This window comes from Luteimonas rhizosphaerae (assembly GCF_002849595.1).
GTDB lineage: Bacteria > Pseudomonadota > Gammaproteobacteria > Xanthomonadales > Xanthomonadaceae > Luteimonas > Luteimonas cellulosilyticus.
On the sequence record NZ_NRQR01000013.1, the window covers coordinates 201,267 to 222,289 of the forward strand.

Here is a 21,023-nt window from a genome sequence, read left to right on the forward strand (position 1 = left end):
GCGCATAGAATCCGCCGCATGACGACCCCCCACGAACGCACGTTCCTGCTCGAGCCCGCCGATACCGAGCGGCTCGCCAACCTCGCCGGCCCCTTCGATGCCCATCTGCGCCAGATCGAGCTGCGTCTGGGCGTCGAGATCGCCAACCGCGGCAACATCTTCCGCGTGACCGGACCCGATGCGGCGCTGCTGTCGCGCACCGAGCGCCTGCTGCAGGCGCTGTATGGCGAAGCCGAAACCGAGGTCTTCGACAGCCACGCGATCAACCTGCGCCTGAGCAATGCGAACGTCGAGCCGGTCGACGATTACGCGCCCCAGGACGTGGCGGTCAAGGTCAAGCGCGGCACCGTGCGCGGCCGCGGCGCGAACCAGGCGAAGTACCTGCACCGGATCACCGGCCACGACATCAACTTCGGCATCGGCCCGGCCGGCACCGGCAAGACCTTCCTCGCGGTTGCGATGGCGGTCGATGCGCTCAACGAATCGCGCGTGCAGCGGCTGATCCTCGTGCGGCCGGCGGTCGAGGCCGGCGAGAAGCTCGGCTTCCTGCCGGGCGATCTGAGCCAGAAGGTCGACCCCTACCTGCGCCCGCTGTACGACGCGCTGTACGAGATGCTGGGCGTGGAGAAGGTCGCCAAGCTGCTGGAACGCAACGTCATCGAGATCGCGCCGCTGGCCTACATGCGCGGCCGCACGCTCAACGATGCCTTCGTGATCCTCGACGAGGCCCAGAACACCACGATCGAACAGATGAAGATGTTCCTGACCCGCCTCGGCTTCGGCTCGACCGCGGTGGTCACCGGCGACCTGACCCAGATCGACCTGCCCAAGCACCTGAAGTCCGGCCTGCGCGACGCGATCGACGTGCTGCACGAGGTCGAAGGCGTCAGCTTCACCTTCTTCGAGGCGCGCGACGTCGTGCGCCATCCGCTGGTCGCCCGCATCGTCAGCGCCTACGAGCGCCGCGACGCCAGCGACAGCGCGACCGGCCCGGCCTGATGGAGACGCGATGACACAGGGACCCGTCCGCCTCGATGTCGCCGTCGGTTACGCGATCCCGCGCAAGGGCGTTCCGGCGGCGGCGAGTTTCCGGCGCTGGGCCGCGGTCGCGCTCGACGGCCGGATCCGCGACGCCGACCTCGCGATCCGGCTGGTCGGCGAGGACGAGGGCCGGGCGTTGAACCGGCATTACCGCGGCAAGGACTACGCGACCAACGTGCTGAGCTTTCCTGCCGAGCTGCCGGAAGGCCTGCCGCCCGGCATCCACCTGCCGCTGCTCGGCGATCTGGTGATCTGCGCCCCGGTCGTCGCCCGCGAGGCCGCCGAACAGGCCAAGCCCTTGACGGCCCATTACGCCCATCTGACCGTCCATGGCGTGCTGCACCTGCTGGGCTGGGACCACGAGGACGACAAGGAGGCCGAGGCGATGGAGCAGCTGGAGCGCGAGATCCTGGCCAGCCTCGGCATCACCGACCCCTACCGGATCGCCTGACGCCGCGCGTTGCGTGCGCCCGCTGCGCATCGCCTAGGACCCGCCTGCACGGGCGTTTACGCCACCCTGATAGACTTCTCCCGCGACCCGTGTGGGCGCTTATCGATCAAACACTTGCACCATGTCCGAGGACGATAGTAGTACCCCCCCGAGTTCCGATCCCCAGGATCGCCGTCGCAGCTGGCTCGAACGCCTGAGCTCCGCGATTTCCGGCGAGCCCAGCAACCGCGAAGACCTCGTCGAGTTGCTGCGCGACACCCACGCCGATGGCCTGATCGATGCCGATACCCTGCGCATGTTCGAAGGCGCGCTCGGCATTTCCAGCAAGACCGTCGGCGACGTCATGGTGCCGCGCGCGCAGATGGTGGCGCTGCATGCCGACACGCCCTTTCTCGAGCTGATGAAGCAGGTCGTCGAATCCGGCCATTCGCGCTTCCCCGTGCACGGCGAGGACAAGGACGAGATCCTCGGCATCCTGCTGGCCAAGGACCTGCTGCGTGGCGTCGTCGCCGACAACGGGCCCGGCACGGTGCACGCGCTGCTGCGTCCCGCGGTGCTGATTCCCGAATCCAAGAAACTCAACGTGCTGCTGCGCGAGTTCCGCCTGTCGCGCAACCACATGGCCGTGGTCATCGACGAATACGGCGGTGTCGGCGGCCTGGTGACGATCGAGGATCTGCTCGAAGAGATCGTCGGCGAGATCGACGACGAACACGACGACGCCGAAGACCCGAACGCCTTGATCGCCGCGCAGGCGGACGGCCAGTTCGCGGTCAGCGCGCTGACGCCGATCAGCGACTTCAACCAGCGCTTCGGCACCGATTTCGACGACGACGAGTACGACACCATCGGCGGCGTGATCATCGGCGCGATCGGCCACCTGCCCGAGATCGGCGAGGAGCTGACCCTGGGCCGGTTCTCGTTCCGGGTCACCGATGCCGATTCGAGGCGCCTGCACGCGCTGCACGTCAGCGTGCATGCCGACGCCTGATCGCCGGTCCCGCGCCGCGGCCTCTCGCGCCGTGGCGTCCTGGATCACTGCCCTGCTCTGCCTGCTGGCACTGTGCGCCGCGCCCGTCGCGGCGCAATCGCCGTCGGCAGCGGAAACCGGCCTGCGGATCGGCGTGGCGACGATGCAGCCCGGCGAGGTGTTCTTCGAGCGTTTCGGCCACAACGCGGTGGTCGTCGTCGATCCGGCGCTGCCCGAGCCGATGTCTTACAACTTCGGCTTCTTCGATCCGGCCGAACCCGATTTCGTCGGCCGCTTCATCCGCGGCGACATGCGCTACCGGCTCGTCGCGCTGCCGCTGGCCGAGGACCTGGCGTATTACCGCCAGGTCGGACGCGGCGTCAATCTGCAATGGCTCGATCTGACGCCGGACCAGGCCCGGCACATCGCCGATGCGCTGGCCGAGAACGCGCGGCCCGAGAACGCGCAGTACCGCTACGACTACTTCACCGACAACTGCTCGACGCGCGTGCGCGACGTCATCGACAGCGCGCTCGATGGCGCCCTGCGTCGCCAGCTGCAGGGACGCTCGCGCGGCAACACCTACCGCAGCGATGCGGTGCGGCTGGCATCGCCCGCGCCGTGGATGTGGCTGGGCTTCGACGTCGGCCTGGGGCCGGCGGCCGACCGGCCCAATGCGCTGTGGGAAGACAGTTTCGTGCCGATGCGGCTGGCCGATGCGCTGCGCGGTACGCGCAATGTCGACGGCACGCCGCTGGTCGCCGACGAGATCGTGCTGATCGAACACCGGCAGGCGCCCGAACCGGTCGAGCAGGCGCGGCGCCTGTGGCCGTGGCTGCTGGCCGGGCTGTTGCTCGCCGCTGCGCTGCTGGCCGCGGCCCGGTCCGCGCCGGCCCGGGTCGCGGCCGTCGCCCTGCCGTTCTGGCTCGCATGCGGCCTGCTCGGCGGCGTGATGCTGTTCCTGTGGTTCGGCACGGCCCACGGGTTCGCGTGGCGCAACCACAACCTGTTGCTGTTCAACCCGCTGTGCCTGCTACTGCTGCCCGGCGGCTGGCGCATCGCGCAGGGACGCGCCGCGGGCCGGCTGTTCGTCGCGACGTTGTGGGCGCTCGTCGCCTGCGGGATCGCCGCGCTGTTCCTGCACTGGCTGCCGGTGCTGCCGCAGCGCAACGCCGCGTGGCTGGCGCTGCTGCTGCCGGTGCATGTCGCGCTGCTGCTGGCATTCCGGATGCGACGCCTGCGCTGACGCGTCGCCGGGCCTTTCGGCTTGGGCAAACGACGCGCCTCCGCGCCCCTGCATACGTATGCGCCCGCAGCGCGTGGAATCCGCGTGCAAGAATCCGGACGAACGCACGACAGACCGCGTCTGGGAGGGCGCCGCATCATGTCGAACCGTCTTGCCGGACTCCTGGCCGCCCTGCTGCCGCTCGCCACCCTCGCCGCGTCCGCTGCCGAGCCGCGCACTAGCGCGCGCATCGCATCGCCCGATGCGCGCATCACCGTCGAGGTCGCGACCGACAACGAAGGCCGCGCGAGCTACGCCGTCCGTCGCGACGGACGCCCGGTCATCGCGCCGTCGCGCCTGGGCCTGATGTTCACCGATACGCGCAAGTTCGAACGCAACCTGGCGATCGTCGACCAGGCCACGCAGGCGCACGACGAACGCTGGGAGCAGCCCTGGGGCGAGCGTCGGCAGATGCGCGACCACCACAACGAGCTCCGCGTCACGCTGGCCGAAACCGCGGGACCGAAGCGCCGCTTCGACGTGGTGTTCCGCGTGTTCGACGACGGCGTCGGCTTTCGTTACGACGTGCCGACGCAGCCGGGGCTGGAGCGCCTGTCGATCGCCGAGGAGCTGACCGAATTCGACATCGCCGATGCGGCCAACGCGTGGTGGATTCCCGCATTCGAATGGAACCGAGAGGAATACATCTACCATCGCACCCCGGTCGAGGAAGTCGGCCTGGCGCAGACGCCGATCACGCTGCGAACCGGTGACGGCCTGCACCTGTCGATCCACGAGGCGGCGCTGGTCGACTACGCGGGTATGAATCTCACGCGCGCGGAAGGCCGGCGCTTCAAAGCCGCGCTGACGCCCGGCATCGGCGCGGCCAAGGCCGAGGTCGCCACGCCGTTCGCGACGCCCTGGCGCACGATCCAGATCAGTGACCGCGCCGGCGGCCTGGTCGAATCGGGCCTGATCCTCCACCTCAACGCGCCCAACGCGCTCGGCGACGTGTCGTGGGTGCGGCCGATGAAGTACGTCGGCATCTGGTGGGAAATGCACCTCGACCGCAAGACCTGGGCGTCCGGCCCGAAGCACGGCGCGACCACCGCGCACGCGCTCCGGCACATCGCCTTCGCCGCGGCGAACGGCATCGGCGGCGTGCTGGTCGAAGGCTGGAACGTCGGCTGGGACGGCGACTGGTTCGGCAACGGCGAGACCTTCAGCTTCACCCGGCCCTACCCCGATTTCGACATCGAAGCGGTCACCCGCCACGCGCGCGAGAAAGGCGTGACCCTGATCGGCCATCACGAAACCTCGGGCCATGCGGCGCATTACGAAGCGCAGCTCGACGACGCGATGGCGCTCTACGGCCGCCTCGGCGTGCAGGCGGTCAAGACCGGTTACGTCGCCGACGCCGGTCAGGCCAAGGTGCGGGGCGATGACGGCGTGCTGCACTACGCCTGGCACGAAGGCCAGGCGATGGTGCGTCACCACCAGAAAGTGGTTGAGACCGCGGCGGCGCAGCACATCAGCGTCAATCCGCACGAGCCGGTCAAGGACACCGGCCTGCGCCGCACGTACCCGAACCTGGTCACCCGCGAAGGCGCGCGCGGCATGGAATACAACGCCTGGGGCCAACCGGGCAATCCGCCGGAACACGAGGCGACGCTGGTCTACACGCGCCTGCTCGCCGGGCCGATGGACTTCACCCCCGGTATCTTCGGCATGGACACCAAGTCCGGCACCCCGATGGCGACGACGCTGGCCAAGCAGCTGGCGCTGTACGTGGTGATCTACAGCCCGCTGCAGATGGCGGCCGATCTGCTCGAACACTACGAATCGCGGCCCGAGGCGTTCCAGTTCGTCCGCGACGTGCCGGTGGACTGGGAAGAAACGCGCGCGCTCGACGGCGCGATCGGCGAGTTCGCGGTGATCGCGCGGCGCGAACGTGGCGGCGACGACTGGTTCCTGGGCGCGGTGACGGACGACACTCCGCGCACAGTCGCCCTGCCGCTGGACTTCCTCGAACCCGGCCGCCGCTACACCGCGCAGATCTACCGCGACGGCGACGGCGCGGGCTGGCGCACGGATCCGCATGCGATCGCGATCGAATCGCGTGAGGTCGGCTCCAGCGACACGCTGTCGATCGCGATGGCCTCGGGCGGCGGACACGCAGTGCGTTTCGTCGCGCATTGACCTGTCGGCGCGCGCTCGCGCGCGACGCGGCGTTTCTGCTGCAGCCCCATGGCGCGCGAGCGCGCGCCTGGCAGACGTCGGTGCTTGTCCGAGCGCGTCCGCTGGCGGACGATGACGTGATGCAGACCTCTCCCGATTCCGTGCCCGCCGCCGATACCGCCAATCCCACCTGCGTGGTCAACTGCGCGGTCTACGGCCCCGAGGGCAAGCGCGACATCCTGCTCGACGACATCAGCGACGTGCTCGCCGTCGACGACGGCAGCTTCGTCTGGATCGGCCTGTTCGAGCCCGCCGCCGACGTGCTGGCGCAACTGCAGGGCGAGTTCTGCCTGCACGATCTGGCGATCGAGGATGCGGGCAAGGCGCACCAGCGGCCGAAGATCGAGGCCTACGGCGATTCGCTGTTCATCGTCGCCAATACCGCGCAGGCGATCGACGAGCGCATCGCCTACGGCGAGACCCATATCTTCCTCGGCGCACGCTATCTGGTGACCGTGCGTCACGGCGCGTCGCTGTCGTACGCGCCGGCGCGCCAGCGCGTCGAACGCGAAGCGGAACTGCTGGACATGGGCGCGCCTGCGGCGCTGTACGCGGTGCTCGACGCGATCGTCGACAACTACCTGCCGATCGTCGACGACTTCAAGGCGACGCTCAATGCGCTCGAACAAGACATCATCAGCGAGCAGTTCCACCGCGGCATCGTGATCCGGCTCTACCAGCTCAAGCGCGAACTGACCTACATGCGCGTCGCGGTGACGCCGCTGCAGGACGTGCTGTCGCAACTGGTGCGCAGCAGCAGCCCGCTGATTCCGGCCGAGGCCAAGCTCTACATCCGCGACGTGCTCGACCACTCGGTGCGCATCAACGAGACCATCGATGCGATCCGCGACATCCTCGGCACCGCGCTGGGCGTCAACCAGGCGCTGGTGACGCTGACCCAGGGCGAGATCGTCAAGAAACTCGGCGCCTGGGCCGCCCTGCTGGCCGCGCCGACGCTGATCACCAGCTGGTACGGCATGAATTTCCACGACATGCCCGAGCTCGACGACCGTTACGCGTACCCGCTGCTGATCGGCGGCGTGGGCGTGGTCATGGTCCTGCTCTACCGGATGTTCAAGCGCGCACGCTGGCTCTGAGCGGCGGCACGGTCACAGCAGGGCGGCGAAGCGCGACAGCGCCGCGTGCCCGGTGACCTCCACCGCCTGCAGCGGAATTTCCTGCACGGGAATGCCGGGCAATGCGTCGCCGAGCATGCGCAGGTAGTCGTCCTCCTGCTGGCGACGCCGCGCGAGGAACTCGCCCGCATCGCCGGGCGCCCGCTTGTTGACGACGAGGCCCGCGACGACGATGCCCGCGCGTCGCAGCTGCGTTTCGAGCTCGATGGTCTCGAGCACCGGCAGCCGCTCGGCGGCGAGCACGGCGACGAAGGCTGTCGTGGCGGCATCCGACAGCACGCTGCGCAGGTGTTCGAAGCGGTGCCGGCGGCGATGCAGCAGCTGGCGGATGCGCTGGTCGCGCTCGCCCGCCGAATCGGTCCGCGCCTCACCGCCCAGCGCACGCTGGGCGACGCCGTCGTCACCGCCCAGTCCCTGCAGCAGACCGCCGAAGCGCTCGCTACGCGCCTGCCGGTGCAGCAGGCCTTCGGTCCACGCCGACATCATTTCCGGCAACGCCATCAGGCGCGCGGTGTGGCCGGACGGCGCGGTGTCGAAGACCACCAGATCGTGCGCCTGCAGGCCGGTGTCGACGAGTTCGGCGATCCGCTCCAGCAGGGCGGCTTCGTGCATGCCGGGCGCGTCGCGAGACAGCGCCATGTGCTTGTCGACCTCGCCGGCCAGGTGCGGCGGCATCATCCGCCGCAGCGCGCCGCCGACTTCGGCCAGATGCGCGTCGACGGTCGCGTCGGGATCCAGCTCCAGCGCATCGAGGTTGGGCGCGACGCGGACCGGCGTCGCGCCCACCGGCCGCGCCCACAGATGGCCGAGGTTGTGGGCGGGATCGGTCGAGACCAGCAACACCCGGCGGCCGGCTTCCGCCTGCGCCAGCGCGACCGCCGAGGCCATCGTGGTCTTGCCGACGCCACCCTTGCCGCCGAAGAACAGCACCCGGCGCGCGGCGGCGAGCGTCAGCAGCACCCGATGTGGTCCAGCGGCGAGCGCTCCATGCCCATGCGCCGGTGCCAGGCGTGGAAGCGGTCGTACATCGCCGGCATCAGCTCCAGCGTGTAATAGGTCGCCGGGTTCGGCACGCCCAGCGATTCGGAGAAGACCATCAGCATGAACAGGTCTTCCTCGTCGCGCTGGGCGCGGGCGAAGGTGCGCCGGTACGGCGCCATGTAGAACTCGCGCAGGCCCGCCGACAGGCGGGCGAGCACGCCGGGCGCCACGGGTGCGCCCGGCCCGGTCACTTCTCTTCGACCAGGTCGCGGCCCTCGCGGCCCTGGCGCATCGCGACCGCGGCCTCGAAGGCGACCCACACCGCGGCGACCAGGATGACGATGTCCATACCCAGCAGCAGCCACTTGCCGTCGTTGTAGAACGTGCCCAGCTGCACGACCAGCGCGTAGACCGACATGATCATCAGGAACACCATCGGGATGCCGGTCAGCCAGGGATTGCGGCCCTTGCGGATCAGGATGACGGTGATGATCGCCAGGGTCAGCGCCGCCAGCAGCTGGTTGGTGGTGCCGAACAGCGGCCAGATCACCATGCCACCGCTACCGCCGCTGCCGGCGCCGAAGGCCAGTGCCAGGCAGACGGCCAGCGCGATCACGGTGCCGAGGATCGTGCCGACCTTGAAGCCGGCCAGCTCGGCCGCTTCCTGCACGACGAAGCGCTGCAGACGCAGGCCGGTGTCCATCGTGGTGGCGGCGAACAGGATCGCCATCGTCGCCAGCAACGTGGAGCCGAGGTTCTGCGGCAGGCCCAGCCCGGCCGAGATCAGCGCTTCACCGCCGTTGACGAACGCGGTGACGTTGCCGCTGCCGAAGCTGCTGTAGACCATTTCCCAGTCGACCAGCGTGGCGAAGCCTGCGGTGCAGCAGATGATCGCCGCCAGCGACAGCATGCCCTCGCCGACCGCGCCGAAGTAGCCGACGAAGCGTGCGTCGGTTTCCTTGTCGAGCTGCTTGGACGTGGTGCCGGAGGCGACCATGCCGTGGAAGCCGGAGATCGCGCCGCAGGCGATGGTGACAAACAGCAGCGGCACGATGCTCGGGGTGCCCGCCGGCACCGCCGTGTTGAAGGCCGGCGCGACGATGGTCGGCGAGGCGATCAGCACCGCGGCGTAGAGGATGCCCAGGCCGACGAACAGCTGCAGGCCGTTGATGTAGTCGCGCGGCTGCAGCAGCACCCACACCGGCAACAGCGAGGCGATGCCGGCGTAGAGGAACAGCAGCACGATCCACGTGGAATTCGCGCTCATGCCCAGCACCGTCTCGGGCAGCACGATCGGATACAGGCTGCCGAGCCAGATCAGCGCGTACAGCACGGCGACGCCGATGATCGACGGCCACAGCAGGCCCATCTTGAAGCGGTAGATCGCCTGGCCGATGAGCAGCGCGACCACGATCGCGCCCCAGACCGGGATCACGGAGGTCGGCGTGGAGACCAGCAGGTTCGAGATCACGACCGCGAACGCGGCGTTGACCATCAGCAGCAGCAGGAAGATCACCACCAGGAACAGGTTGCGCCCGCGGCGGCCGATGTAGCTGCCGCTGAGCATGCCCATCGACTGGCCCTTGTTGCGGACGCTGGCCCACAGGGCGCCGAAGTCGTGCATGCCGGCGAAGAACACCGTGCCGAACACCACCCAGAGGAATGCGGGGCCCCAGCCCCAGATGACCGCGATCGCAGGTCCGACGATCGGCGCCGCGCCGGCGACCGACGTGAAGTGGTGGCCCCACAGGACGAACTTGTTGGTCGGCACGTAGTCCACGCCGTCGCGCAGCGTGTGCGCCGGAGTCCGGAACTCGGCGTCGAGCCGGTAGATCTTCTCGGCGATGAACTTCGAGTAGAAGAAATAACCGAGCGCCATGATCGTCAGACCGACGACGAGCAAAATGATCGCATTCATCTGTCGCACCTCCCCTGCACTTGCCGCGGTGGGAACACCGCCATGCAGGAAGGATCGCCGCTGGGGGACAGGGAGGGAACCCCTGCGGGGACGATAAGTCCCCCGGCTACGACTAAAGTCTGATCCGCGCGCGAACGTCGCGCGCGTGCGCGCATGTACTTGTTTTTATGGGTATCCCTGCGAGGGCTCGCTATATAACAAGCGTCGTTCGACGCGGCATGCGAAAAATCCCGTTGACGGTGTCGGGCGACGGCGCGACGCTTCGCGCCATCAACGAGGGCTGAGCTATGAACGGTGTTGCAAAACATGCCCTCTGGGGCGCGGTGGCGCTGCTGGGCGCGACCTGTCTGGGCGTGATCGCCCTGCGCCAGGGCGAGCAGATCAGCGCGCTGTGGATCGTCGTCGCGGCGGTGTCGATCTACCTGGTGGCCTACCGCTACTACAGCCTCTTCATCGCCGACAAGGTGATGGGCCTCGACCCGCGCCGGGCCACGCCCGCGCACGTCAACAACGACGGTCTGGACTACGTGCCGACCAACAAGAACGTGCTGTTCGGCCACCATTTCGCCGCGATCGCCGGCGCCGGTCCGCTGGTCGGTCCGGTGCTCGCCGCGCAGATGGGCTACCTGCCCGGCATGCTGTGGCTGATCGTCGGCGTGGTGCTGGCGGGCGCGGTGCAGGACTTCATGGTCCTGTTCGTGTCGACGCGCCGCAACGGCCGTTCGCTCGGCGATCTGGTGCGCGAGGAGATGGGACCGGTCGCCGGCACGATTGCGCTGTTCGGCGCCTTCATGATCATGATCATCATCCTGGCGGTGCTGGCGATGATCGTCGTCAAGGCGCTGGCGGAAAGCCCCTGGGGCATGTTCACGGTGATCGCGACGATGCCCATCGCGATCTTCATGGGCGTGTACATGCGCTACATCCGGCCCGGCAAGATCGGCGAGATCTCGGGCGTCGGCATCGCCCTGCTGCTGTTCGCGATCTGGTTCGGCGGCAAGGTCGGCGCGGATCCCTACTGGGGTCCGGCCTTCACCTTCACCGGTATCCAGATCACCTGGATGCTGATCGGCTACGGCTTCGTCGCCGCGGTGCTGCCGGTGTGGCTGCTGCTCGCGCCGCGCGACTACCTGTCGACGTTCCTGAAGATCGGCGTGATCGTCGCGCTGGCCATCGGCATCGTCATCGCCAGCCCGGAAGTCACGTCGCTGAAGATGCCGGCGTTCACCGAGTTCGCCAGCAGCGGCGACGGTCCGGTGTGGAAGGGCGGCCTGTTCCCGTTCCTCTTCATCACCATCGCCTGCGGCGCGGTCTCCGGCTTCCACGCGCTGATCGCGTCGGGCACCACGCCCAAGCTGCTCGCCAACGAAGGCCATGCCCGCTACATCGGCTACGGCGGCATGCTGATGGAATCGTTCGTGGCGATCATGGCGCTGGTCGCGGCCTCGATTCTCGATCCGGGCATCTACTTCGCGATGAACAGCCCGGCCGCCGTGCTCGGCACCGACGTGCAGAGCGCGGCCGCGGCCGTCAGCCAGATGGGCTTCGTGATCACGCCCGAAGTGCTGGCACAGACCGCGCGCGACATCGGCGAAGGCTCGATCATCTCGCGCGCCGGTGGCGCACCGACGCTGGCCGTCGGCATCGCGGTGATCCTGCATGACGCGATTCCCGGCGGCGACGGCATGATGGCGTTCTGGTACCACTTCGCCATCCTGTTCGAAGCGCTGTTCATCCTGACCGCCGTCGATGCGGGCACGCGCGCCGGCCGTTTCATGCTGCAGGACCTGCTCGGCAACTTCGTGCCGGTGCTGCGCAAGACCGAGTCGTGGACCGCCAACTTCATCGGCACCGCCGGTTGCGTCGCGCTGTGGGGCTACTTTCTCTACCAGGGCGTGGTGGATCCGCTCGGCGGCATCAACACGCTGTGGCCGCTGTTCGGCATCGCCAACCAGATGCTCGCGGGCATCGCGCTGATGCTGTGCACGGTGGTGCTGTTCAAGATGAAGAAGGGCCGCTACGCGTGGGTGACCGTCGTGCCGGCGGTCTGGCTGCTGATCTGCACGACCTACGCCGGCCTGATCAAGCTGTTCGACCCCAAGCCGGCGCTGGGCTTCCTCGCCCAGTCGCGCCACTACCAGGCGGCGATCGCGAACGGCGAACTGCTCGGTGCGGCCAAGAGCGGCGGCCAGATGCGCCAGCTGGTGATCAACGGCTACGTCAACGCCGGCCGGACGGGCCTGTTCCTGTTCGTGGTCTTCAGCACGCTGTTCTTCGCGGTCCGCGCGATCCTGCGCGCCCGCCGCAGCGCGCAGCCGACGGTCCGCGAATCGCCCTACGTCGAACTGACGCCCGAACAGCAGCAGGCGTGGCTGTGAGCCGCGTCGCTGCCGGAGGGCGACGCTGATGGCCGGGGCGCTCGTCCCGGTCGCCTACTTCGCCACGCACAAGCGGGTGTGGCGCCGGGTCGTGCAGACCGCGCGCCTGTGCTGCGGCGTGCCGGATTACGACAACTACGTCCGGCACGTGCTCGAGAAACATCCCGACCGCGAACCGATGGACTACAAGACGTTCTTCCGCGAACGCCAGGAAGCCCGCTTCGGCGGACGCAGCGGATTCCGCTGCTGCTGAGCGGACGGCTGGACCAGAAACGAAAACGCGCCCTGGTGGCGCGTTTTTTTCCGGGTGGGTCCGCGCCGCCCGCGACGGGATCGCGATGGGCATGGGACATGCGCGGCGGACCGGGAGGCGTCGCTGGATCGGCATCCCCTGCAGCATCCGCAGGCCGTTGACGCCCGCGGGTCAGGGCGTCGGGGCGAGCCCTTCCGCGTACTGGTACGACAGCAGCGCCTTGACCAGGAAGTCGACCTGGGCCGGCTGCCGCGCATCGACCCGCAGCACGGGAATCTTCCAGCCGCGCGCGAGCAGCGCGTCGCGGAATACCGACAGGGTGAAATCGCCGGTCAGGTCGGTCCGCGTCACGCCGACGGCGAAGCAGGCCTGCGGCGCGAGTTCGCGGAAGCGCCGCAACAGCACGTCGGCGCTCTCGATGCGATCGGGCGTCTGCGCGTTGACCAGCACGATGATCCCCATCGCCCCTTCGGCGACCACCGGGCACGCCGTAGACGTGCAGCAGCTCGCCGCTGTCGAGTTCGATCGAGCTGTAGTCGAGCGCGACCGTCGTGTGCGTCTTCTCCGACGTGGCGTCGTCGCTCAGCGGCATTTCGGTGCTGATGGGCTCCTGGTCCGAGATGGCGCGGATCGCGGTCGTCTTGCCCGCCCCCATGTCGCCGACGAACACCAGCTTGGTAGTGACATTAGCCACGGCTTCCTCCGAATTGCATTCCGAACCGGCGCGCGACGCGCGCCAGGAACCCGCGTGCGGGCGCAGCCGCGATCTCCGCCGGACGCGGGACCGCGACCGGGGCGACGGGCCGGGTATCGATGACGGCGAGCCCGCTGCACTTCGCCGCGGCGAGGATGCGCGTCGCGTCCTCCAGGCCGAGCCCGGTGGCCCGGGCGAGCGACTGCCGCGTCCAGCTGTGCTGCAGCAGGCAGGCGATCGGCAGCAGCCACGGCAAAGGCAGCGTCGCCACGTCGACATCGGGCCAAGCCCGCAGCGCGAGCCGCTGGGCGGCCGGCACCCGGGTCAAGGCAGGACCGCTCGCGATCGCCGCGCGCCAGACGAAGGCGTCCAGCGGGACGCCGGCACCCAGGCCGAGCGCGGCGGGATCGAACGTCCCCGACAGCATCGCCACGGGTTGCCAGCCCGGCTGCGCGCCGGCGCGCGCGAGCACGGACGGGGCGTCGTCCGTCGTCGGCGGGTACAGCAGGCCCGCGCGGGGATCGATCGCGACGCGCACGCCGTCGCGTTCCAGCAGCATGGACGCGTCGCGCGCGGCGAGGTGATCGAACAGCGTCGCCTCCACCGGGGCCGCGACCGGCGCAGGCGCGACGGCCGCCACCGCGTCGGTGACCGGCGCCACGTCCAGCAGCGTGTCGCGCAGGCGTTCGAACAGTTCCTTGACCGTGGCGCCGTGACGCAGCCCGTCGCGGTCGTCGTCGAGCTGCCGGGCGATGCGCACCACGGCGATGCCGGCGTCGCGCCCCTCGGCCGCGGCGGCGTGGCCGTGGGCGTCGTCGACGTTGGCGATCAGCAGGCGGACGTCGGAATCCGGCCAGGTCAGCAGGTCGGCCGAGACCCGCTCGGCCATCAGCAGCGAGCAGGCGACCTTCAGGCGGGTCATGTGCAACAGGTCGAGCCCCGCCGAGGCGATCCGTGCTTGGAGAAATCTGGGCGTGGTCATCGGGACGGGAGCCAACGAGACGATCCCCGCCGATGACGGCGGAGACCGGAGCCGCGTGCAGCGGGCGGGGTTACTTGAAGTCGAGCGTGCGCTCGAACGACTTCAGCTCGTGCCGGGCCATCGCGAGGTTGGACTTGGCGCGGTCGAGGACGACGTAGAGGAACAGCGCCTCGTTGCTCTCGAGCGGGCGGATCATGTGGTACTGGTGGTCGAGCGTGATCAGGATGTCCTCGATCCGGTCGGTCATGCCCAGCATCTTGGCCACGTTGCGCTTGGCGCGCACGACTTCGGTGTTGCCGGCCGCCGCCACGTCCAGATCGAGGCTGCCGCCGCCGAGCGTGCCGAGTGCCATGCCGCTGTCGCTGTCGACCAGGGCCGCGCCGATGAAACCGGTGATGCCGTTGAGCTGATCGAGACTGAAATTGCCGGCCATGTGATGTCCTTGTCTATCGAGTGGGTGGAGGGAGCGCGGATGCGGACGCGTCGCCGGGAAGGCGGCACGCCTGCGGAAACGGGGTGGAGCGGCGCTCAGAGCAGCGCGCGGATCCGGGTGGCGCATTCGCGCGCCGCGAACAGCAGCACGGCGAGCGTTGCTTCCTGGCCGCCCATCGCGGCGAGCGTGTAGGCGCGGGCGCCGTGGATCCGGATCACGACGAGACTGCCGTGGACGGTCGAGATCGTCGCGTGGTCGGCCGACGTCATGCCGATTTCCTTGGCCAGCGTCTCGCCCAGGGTCAGGAAGGAATTGGTCATCGCCGCGACGCGGCGCGGATCGAGGCGCGCGTGCGACCACTCGGTCACCGCGCGGCCGTCGGCCGTCGACAGCAGCAGCATCGTGACGCCGCGGGCGCGGCCCTGGACGCGTTCGAACTCCTGCCGGATCGTGTCGACGTCGATACGCGCGGCGGTCTCCTGCCCACGCTCGCCCATGCGGACGACCTGCTCCATGGTTCCCTGCTGCACGATCGGTGGCCTCTGTCAGAACGGCACACCATTCCGCAATTCGCGTGCCAGCATCGCCAGTCGCGTCGTGACGGGATTCTCATTCCATCGGCGCAGACAAGGCCGACACCCCGCGTCAGAAAGCGACGCGACGCGCCGCTGCGCGTCGCATCGGCGACGCGGTCCGGGTTGAAGGATCGCCCCGACGCTGTGTGACGCCGCCGGATGGGCGGCGCGCACATGGCCGCAAAGGCCGGCGCGTTACTGCCCCGCCATGACCCGCAGGATCTGCCCGACGAAATACGCGATCAGCGTGCCGGTCGCATAGCCCACCGTGCCCAGCAGCACGCCCACCGGCGCCAGCGACGGGTGGAAAGCCGCGGCGATCACCGGCGCGGACGCGGCGGCGCCGACATTGCCCATCGAGCCGACGCCGACGTAGAACATCGGCGCGCGTACCAGCCGCGCCGCGCCCCAGATCACCAGCACGTGCACGCCCATCCAGATCACGCCGATGGCGAGCAGTTCGGGGCGGTCGGCCAGCTTGAGGAAATCCATCTGCATGCCGATGCAGGCGATCAGGAAGTACAGGAACACCGTGCCGATCTTCGAGGCACCCGCGCTCTCGAGCCGGCGCGCGCGGGTGAAGCTCAGCAGCAGGCCGGCCAGCGTCGAGATCACGACGACCCAGACGAAGGCCGAGTCGAGGCTGAAACGCGCCGACCAGGCGTAGCGCGCGAACCATGCCGCCAGCGGGTTGGAGATCGCATGCGCCAGGGCGACGAGGCCGAAGGCCACCGCGATGATGACCATCAGGTCGGTCAGCGTCGGGATGCGCGCGTTCTGGGCCTCGTAGGCGGCGATCCGCGCCTTCATCTCGTCGATCGCGCGGGTGTCGGCGCCCGAGCGCGCGTCGATCTGCGCCGAGCGGTTGGCGAGGAACAGGAGCGTCGCCATCAGCGCGCTGGCCATTGCCACGTCGACGACGGCGAACTGGCCGAACAGTGTGGCGTCGACCTCGTAGACCTCGCGCATCGCGACCATGTTGGCGCCGCCGCCGATCCAGCTGCCGGCGAGCGCTGCCATGCCCTTCCAGGTATCGCCGGCCACGGCCGGCGGGTGCACCCACTCCATGACCTGGAAGGAGACGATCGCGCCCAGCACGATGCCGACGGTGCCGGCGACGAACACGAACAGCAGCTTCGGCCCGAGCCTGACGATGCCCTTGAGATCGATCGACAACGTCAGCAGCACCAGCGCCGCCGGCAGCAGCACGCGGCTGGCGATCGGGTTGTAGAGGCTGTTGTTCTCGCCGTCGATCAGGCCGACGGTGTTGTAGAACGCCGGCACGAAGTAGCACAGCAGCAGCGCCGGCACCCAGGTGAAGAACTTCTTCCAGAACGGCGTCGGCCCGCTGGCCAGCCAGAAGATCGCGCCCAGCGTCGCGGCCAGCAGGCCGAACATCACGATGTCACTGGTGATCAGCGCGGTGGAGGTGTCGAGGGTTTCGGGCGCCATCATGGCGGTACTCCGGTTGGATGCCTGGATGCAACGCAGAACGGCCGGCTTGCGCCGGCCGTCCGCTCAGTGCCGTTTACTCGCCAATGTGCTGCTTGAGCCAGGCGTTGACGGTGTCGTGCCACAGCACGCTGTTGTGCGGCTGCAGGACCCAGTGGTTCTCGTCCGGGAAGTACAGCAGCTTCGACTCGATGCCCTTGCGCTGCAGCGCAGTGAACGTCGACAGGCCCTGGTCCACAGGCACGCGGTAGTCCTTCTCGCCCTGCACGACCAGCATCGGCACCTTCCAGTTCGCGACGTGGTCGACCGGGTTCCAGCGCTCGTAGTTTTTCGGCTGGTCGAACGGCGTGCCCTTGTTCTCCCATTCGGTGAACCAGAGTTCCTCGGTCACGTAGCCCATCGAGCGCGTGTCGAACACGCCGTCGTGATTGACCAGGCACTTGAACGGCGCGTTGCCGCGACGATCGAACCAGTTGCCGGCGATCCAGTTGATCATGTAGCCGCCGTAGCTCGCGCCGAGCGCGCAGGCGCGGTCGCCGTCGAGGAACGCGTACCTGTCCTGCGCGGCGGCCCAGCCCTTCTGCAGATCCTCGAGCGGCTTGCCGCCCCAGTCGCCGCTGATGGCATCGGTGAAGGCCTGGCCGTAGCCGGTCGAGCCGTGGAAATCGACCATCACCACCGCATAGCCCTGCCCCGCATACGTCTGCGGATTCCATCGGTAGCTCCAGCCGTTGCCGAAGCTGCCCTGCGGGCCGCCGTGGATCAGGAACGCGACCGGATAGGTCTGGCCTTCCTGGTAGTTCCACGGCTTGACCACGTAGCCGTAGACAGTCTCGTTGCCGGCGCCCTTGAACGAGAACTGCTCGTAGTCGCCGAACGCGACATCGGGCAGGCGCTCGGCCGCGGTCGGCGTGATCTGGCGCAGCTGCGCATCGGCGCCCAGCGACTGCAGCGAACCGGTGTAGAGCGTGTCGCCGCTCTGGATCGAGTTGCGGGTCAGCGCGACGGTGTCGCCCGCGATCGCGAACGAGGAGATCGAGCCATCCGCTATGAGCTTCGTGACTTCGCCGTTGGCGACGTCGACGCGGAACAGCGGGTACTCGCCGGTGTCCTGCGCGGCGACGTACAGCACGCGGCCGTCGGCGGACGGCGTGACGCTGCTCGGCGAACGGTCCCACTGCGGCGCGATTTCGCGGGCCTGGCCGCTGGCGACGTCCATCGCCATCAGCGCGTAGCGGTCTGCCTCGAAGCCGGGGCGTTTCATCGCGCGATAGAACAGCGTCGCGCCGTCCTCGCTGAAGACCGGGCCGGTATCCCATGCGGGGTTGGCGCTGGTGAGATTCACCGGCGCCGCCTCGCCCACCGCATCGATGCGGTAGAGGTCGAAGTTGGTCGACCACGGCGCCTCGCGCCCGGCCACCTTGACGCTGGCGACGACCGAGCGGCCGTCCGGCGCCCAGGTGTAGTCCTCGGCGCCGCCGAAGGGCTTGGACGGGATGTCGCCGTCGAGCGTGTGGCCCAGCGCGCGCACCGTCGTGACCGCGCGGCCCCGTGCGGCCGGGAGGTCGGCGACAAACAGACGGCTCATCGTGCCGTCCTTCCAGGTATCCCAGTGGCGTACGAAGAGCTGGTCGTAGACCACGCCGCTGGCCTTGGCGTCCTTGCGTTCGGCGTGACGCTGCTTCGTGCATGCGAGATCGGCCGCGCAGTCACCGAAGGTGTCGGCGCTGAAGGCCACGCGCGCGCCCTCGGGCGAGAGCTGGTAGCTGGTGATGTCGATCGCCAGATCCGTCAGCTGGCGCGGGGCGCCGCCGGCGATCGGCATCGCATAGAGCTGCGCCGTGCCGTTCTTGCCGCTGAGGAAATACACCGTCTGGCCGTCCGGCGACAGCGCCGGTGCGCTGACGTTCCAGCCGGCCGGCGTGATCCGCTTCGGCGGCGCCATGTCGCGCGTCAGCAGGTTGCGTGCATAGAGCGCGGTCTCCGCCTTGCCGGACTCGAAGTCCAGGGCCCGCTGGGCGAACACCAGCTGGCGACCATCTGCGGTCAGCAGCGGTGAGGACACGCGGTCCAGCTTGACCAGATCGCGAACGTCGAGCCCGCGCGCGGCCTCACGGTCCTGGGCGACGGCCGGCAATGCGGCGAGCAGGCACAACGGCAACAGCGCAAGGCGCAGGGACATGGCAGGGCTCCGTACAAAGAGCCCGAATGGTAGGCCGGCGCCGCGATGCTGGCAAAGCGGCGCCGGCGTCCCTCACTGCGCGGCGCGTTCACCGCCCAGGTGCGTGGCGAGGAAGTCGAGCAGCTTGGTGTAATAGGCCCGCTTGTTCTCGGGCTGGTAGAAGCCGTGGCCCTCGTTCTTGACGTACATGGTCTCGACCGGCACGCCGGCGCTGCGCAATGCACGCTCCATGCGCTGAGTGTGCTCGACCGGCGCGACTTCGTCCTCGCCGCCCGCGACCAGCAGCACCGGCGCCTTGATCCGGTCGGCGATCCGGTTCGGCGACGCGTCGGCGAGCTGCTGCGTGTCATCGCCGACCCACTCGTCGGACCAGGTACGCGTCCACCGCGCGACGCGGCCGTTGTCGCTGCGCATCATCTGCAGATCGTAGACGCCCACGTAGCCCACGGCGCACCGGTAGAGGTCGGGTTCCTTGGCGACGCCCATCAATGCGGCATAACCGCCGTAACTGCCGCCGTAGATGCAGATCCGCTGCGGATCCGCATGGCCCTGCGCGATCGCCCAGCGGGTCGCGTCGGTCAGATCGTCCTGCATCGTGCCGCCCCACTGCCGCGCGCCCGCCTGCTGGAAGCTGCGCCCATAGCCGCCCGAGCCGCGAAAGTTGAGCCGCAGCACCGCATAGCCCGCCTGCGCGAGCAGCTGGGTGTCGCTGTCGAAGTCCCATTCGTCGACGATGCCGAACGGACCGCCGTGGGGCAGCAAGACCAGCGGCAGCGCCTGTCCTGCCGCCGCATCCTTCGGTCGGGTCAGCCAGCCGTGCAGTTGCAGACCGTCGCGCGCCGGCAGCGCGATCGGCTGCATCGTCGCCATGCGCTCGGGATCGACCTGGTCGCGACGGCCCAGCACGAAATCGGCGCTCTTCAGCCCGGCGTCGTAGGTATAAAAGCTGCCGGGATCGACGTCGCTGGTCGCGAGCAGCAGCTTGTTGCCGGCATCGCGCGTCGCCGATGCCACCTCGACGGCGTGCCCCGGAAACGCCTCGGCCAGCATGCGCTGGAACCTGGCGTCCTCGGAGGTCTCGTCGAACATCACCGTGCGCGGTGGCGCGCCGGGGAAGCGCGCGCCGACCGGGATGGAGGTGCCGGGGCGATACAGCACTTCGGGATCACGGACCGCGTCGCGCAGCACGTCGCGCTTTTCGCCGGAGGCCACGTCGAACGCGACGATCGCATCGGGACCCGTGGGTTGGGTGGCCTGCAGATACGCGGTCGTGCCGTCCTCCGAGAATCCGAGCGGCGTCTCGACCCGTCCGGAGTCGCTTTCGCGGTTGATCAACCGCCAGTCGCTGCCGCGTGCGTCCCGGTAGTAGAGCTCGCTCAGATTGTCGCCGCGCGAGCCTCGGGCGAAGCGTACTTCGCCGCTGTTGTCGGTGACGAAGTCGGCGCGCGGCACCGGCACCGTCGCCACGGTCGAGCGTCGACCTGACTGGATGTCCATCCGGTCCACGCGGGTGAACGCATCGCCGCTGAACGGCGAGATGCCGACGAGGATATGCCGGGGGTCGTCGCGCAGCATGTCGATCGGCCACGCGAAGACCCGCTCTTCCTTCGGGCCGGTGCGGATGTTGGTGCCCAATGTTTCGGTACGTACGCGCTGGCCGACCAGCAACTGTGCGCGGCTGCCATCGACGTTCATTGCATACAGCTCGCCGGTCGGTTGCGGAAAATCACGCGCACCCCACTGTTCGCTCAGACTGAACAGCAGGCGGTCATCCGCGGCCCACCAGAAATCCGCGATATGGGTGTTCTTGGGCAAGGCAAAGCTGCCGACCACCTTGCGATCGGACCGACCGAGTACCGCAATGACGGTACGTCCCTCATTCGGCAATGTCGCCGCAAGATAGGCCCCGGTCGGCGAAATCTTGATGTTCTGGATATTGTCTTCCGCGACGAACGGCGCCAGGTCGACCTGCGCGCGTACGTCCATGCCCACGGCGCACGTCAGCGCCACACAAATGCCAAGCAGTCCCTTGCGGACCATCGTCGTCTCCCCTGTCGAGTAGTGGTCACCCGATCGTCAAGGCACACACCGGCGCAGCGATCCTAGCCGCGAAA

The 21,023-nt window shown here is 68.8% G+C and carries 17 protein-coding genes and 1 pseudogene; 8 read left to right on the forward strand and 10 right to left on the reverse strand.

The annotated features are described in order from the left end of the window. The first annotated feature begins 18 nt into the window (after positions 1-18). From CJ022_RS06770 to CJ022_RS06795, 6 genes are all read left to right on the forward strand, one after another. Complete coding sequence (locus tag CJ022_RS06770; RefSeq protein WP_101925894.1) at positions 19-999, forward strand: PhoH family protein; 981 nt, start codon at positions 19-21, stop codon at positions 997-999. Between the two features lie 10 nt (positions 1,000-1,009). Further along, positions 1,010-1,492, forward strand: a complete 483-nt coding sequence (gene ybeY, locus CJ022_RS06775) for an rRNA maturation RNase YbeY (protein ID WP_101925895.1) — start codon at positions 1,010-1,012, stop codon at positions 1,490-1,492. Between the two features lie 121 nt (positions 1,493-1,613). Further along, positions 1,614-2,483: an HlyC/CorC family transporter gene (locus CJ022_RS06780; RefSeq protein WP_101925896.1), complete on the forward strand. Its 870-nt coding sequence runs from the start codon at positions 1,614-1,616 to the stop codon at positions 2,481-2,483. Then, the gene (locus tag CJ022_RS06785; protein WP_101925897.1) at positions 2,470-3,708 is read left to right on the forward strand and encodes a lipoprotein N-acyltransferase Lnb domain-containing protein; all 1,239 of its coding nucleotides are present in this window, start codon (positions 2,470-2,472) and stop codon (positions 3,706-3,708) included. The genes CJ022_RS06780 and CJ022_RS06785 overlap by 14 nt, the downstream gene beginning before the upstream one ends. A 138-nt stretch (positions 3,709-3,846) precedes the next feature. Next, positions 3,847-5,886: a glycoside hydrolase family 97 protein gene (locus tag CJ022_RS06790; protein WP_101925898.1), complete on the forward strand. Its 2,040-nt coding sequence runs from the start codon at positions 3,847-3,849 to the stop codon at positions 5,884-5,886. Positions 5,887-6,005: 119 nt separating this feature from the next. Further along, positions 6,006-7,022, forward strand: coding sequence for a magnesium and cobalt transport protein CorA (locus CJ022_RS06795; RefSeq protein ID WP_101925984.1), 1,017 nt, complete (start codon positions 6,006-6,008; stop codon positions 7,020-7,022). A gap of 12 nt (positions 7,023-7,034) precedes the next feature. Here the strand turns inward: CJ022_RS06795 and CJ022_RS06800 are convergent, their stop codons facing one another. The 3 genes from CJ022_RS06800 to CJ022_RS06810 are packed head-to-tail and all read right to left on the reverse strand — an operon-like array spanning position 7,035 to position 9,960. Beyond that, positions 7,035-8,021 (reverse strand): ArsA family ATPase, encoded by a 987-nt coding sequence (locus CJ022_RS06800; protein ID WP_101925899.1) that lies wholly within the window; start codon positions 8,019-8,021, stop codon positions 7,035-7,037. Then, a complete protein-coding gene (locus CJ022_RS06805; protein ID WP_101925900.1) occupies positions 8,012-8,293 on the reverse strand; it encodes a cory-CC-star protein in 282 nt (93 codons plus the stop codon). Before CJ022_RS06805 ends, CJ022_RS06800 begins: the two co-directional genes overlap by 10 nt. Next, positions 8,290-9,960 (reverse strand): carbon starvation CstA family protein, encoded by a 1,671-nt coding sequence (locus CJ022_RS06810; protein ID WP_101925901.1) that lies wholly within the window; start codon positions 9,958-9,960, stop codon positions 8,290-8,292. Before CJ022_RS06810 ends, CJ022_RS06805 begins: the two co-directional genes overlap by 4 nt. Before the next feature lie 287 nt (positions 9,961-10,247). Between CJ022_RS06810 and CJ022_RS06815 the strand changes: the two genes are divergently transcribed. Then, on the forward strand, positions 10,248-12,338 hold the full coding sequence (locus CJ022_RS06815; protein WP_101925902.1) for a carbon starvation CstA family protein: 2,091 nt from the start codon (positions 10,248-10,250) through the stop codon (positions 12,336-12,338). Positions 12,339-12,366: 28 nt separating this feature from the next. Then, entirely contained in the window at positions 12,367-12,591 is a 225-nt protein-coding gene (locus CJ022_RS06820) for a YbdD/YjiX family protein (RefSeq protein ID WP_101925903.1), read from the forward strand. Positions 12,592-12,762: 171 nt separating this feature from the next. Here the strand turns inward: CJ022_RS06820 and CJ022_RS17700 are convergent. The 7 genes and pseudogenes from CJ022_RS17700 to CJ022_RS06860 all read right to left on the reverse strand — a co-directional run bounded on the left by CJ022_RS17700 (position 12,763) and on the right by CJ022_RS06860 (position 20,895). Next, positions 12,763-13,246 (reverse strand): annotated as a pseudogene (locus tag CJ022_RS17700) (GTP-binding protein). 31 nt (positions 13,247-13,277) lie between these two features. Beyond that, positions 13,278-14,267, reverse strand: a complete 990-nt coding sequence (locus CJ022_RS06835) for a hypothetical protein (RefSeq protein ID WP_143703902.1) — start codon at positions 14,265-14,267, stop codon at positions 13,278-13,280. 70 nt (positions 14,268-14,337) lie between these two features. Further along, the gene (locus CJ022_RS06840; protein WP_101925905.1) at positions 14,338-14,700 is read right to left on the reverse strand and encodes a roadblock/LC7 domain-containing protein; all 363 of its coding nucleotides are present in this window, start codon (positions 14,698-14,700) and stop codon (positions 14,338-14,340) included. 95 nt (positions 14,701-14,795) lie between these two features. Continuing rightward, a complete protein-coding gene (locus CJ022_RS06845; protein WP_143703903.1) occupies positions 14,796-15,230 on the reverse strand; it encodes a roadblock/LC7 domain-containing protein in 435 nt (144 codons plus the stop codon). Positions 15,231-15,470: 240 nt separating this feature from the next. Continuing rightward, complete coding sequence (locus CJ022_RS06850; RefSeq protein ID WP_101925986.1) at positions 15,471-16,727, reverse strand: DUF819 family protein; 1,257 nt, start codon at positions 16,725-16,727, stop codon at positions 15,471-15,473. Between the two features lie 76 nt (positions 16,728-16,803). After that, positions 16,804-18,909, reverse strand: a complete 2,106-nt coding sequence (locus tag CJ022_RS06855) for a S9 family peptidase (RefSeq protein ID WP_101925907.1) — start codon at positions 18,907-18,909, stop codon at positions 16,804-16,806. A 72-nt stretch (positions 18,910-18,981) separates the two neighbouring features. Then, a complete protein-coding gene (locus CJ022_RS06860; protein ID WP_101925908.1) occupies positions 18,982-20,895 on the reverse strand; it encodes a S9 family peptidase in 1,914 nt (637 codons plus the stop codon). Positions 20,896-21,023 lie beyond the last annotated feature (128 nt).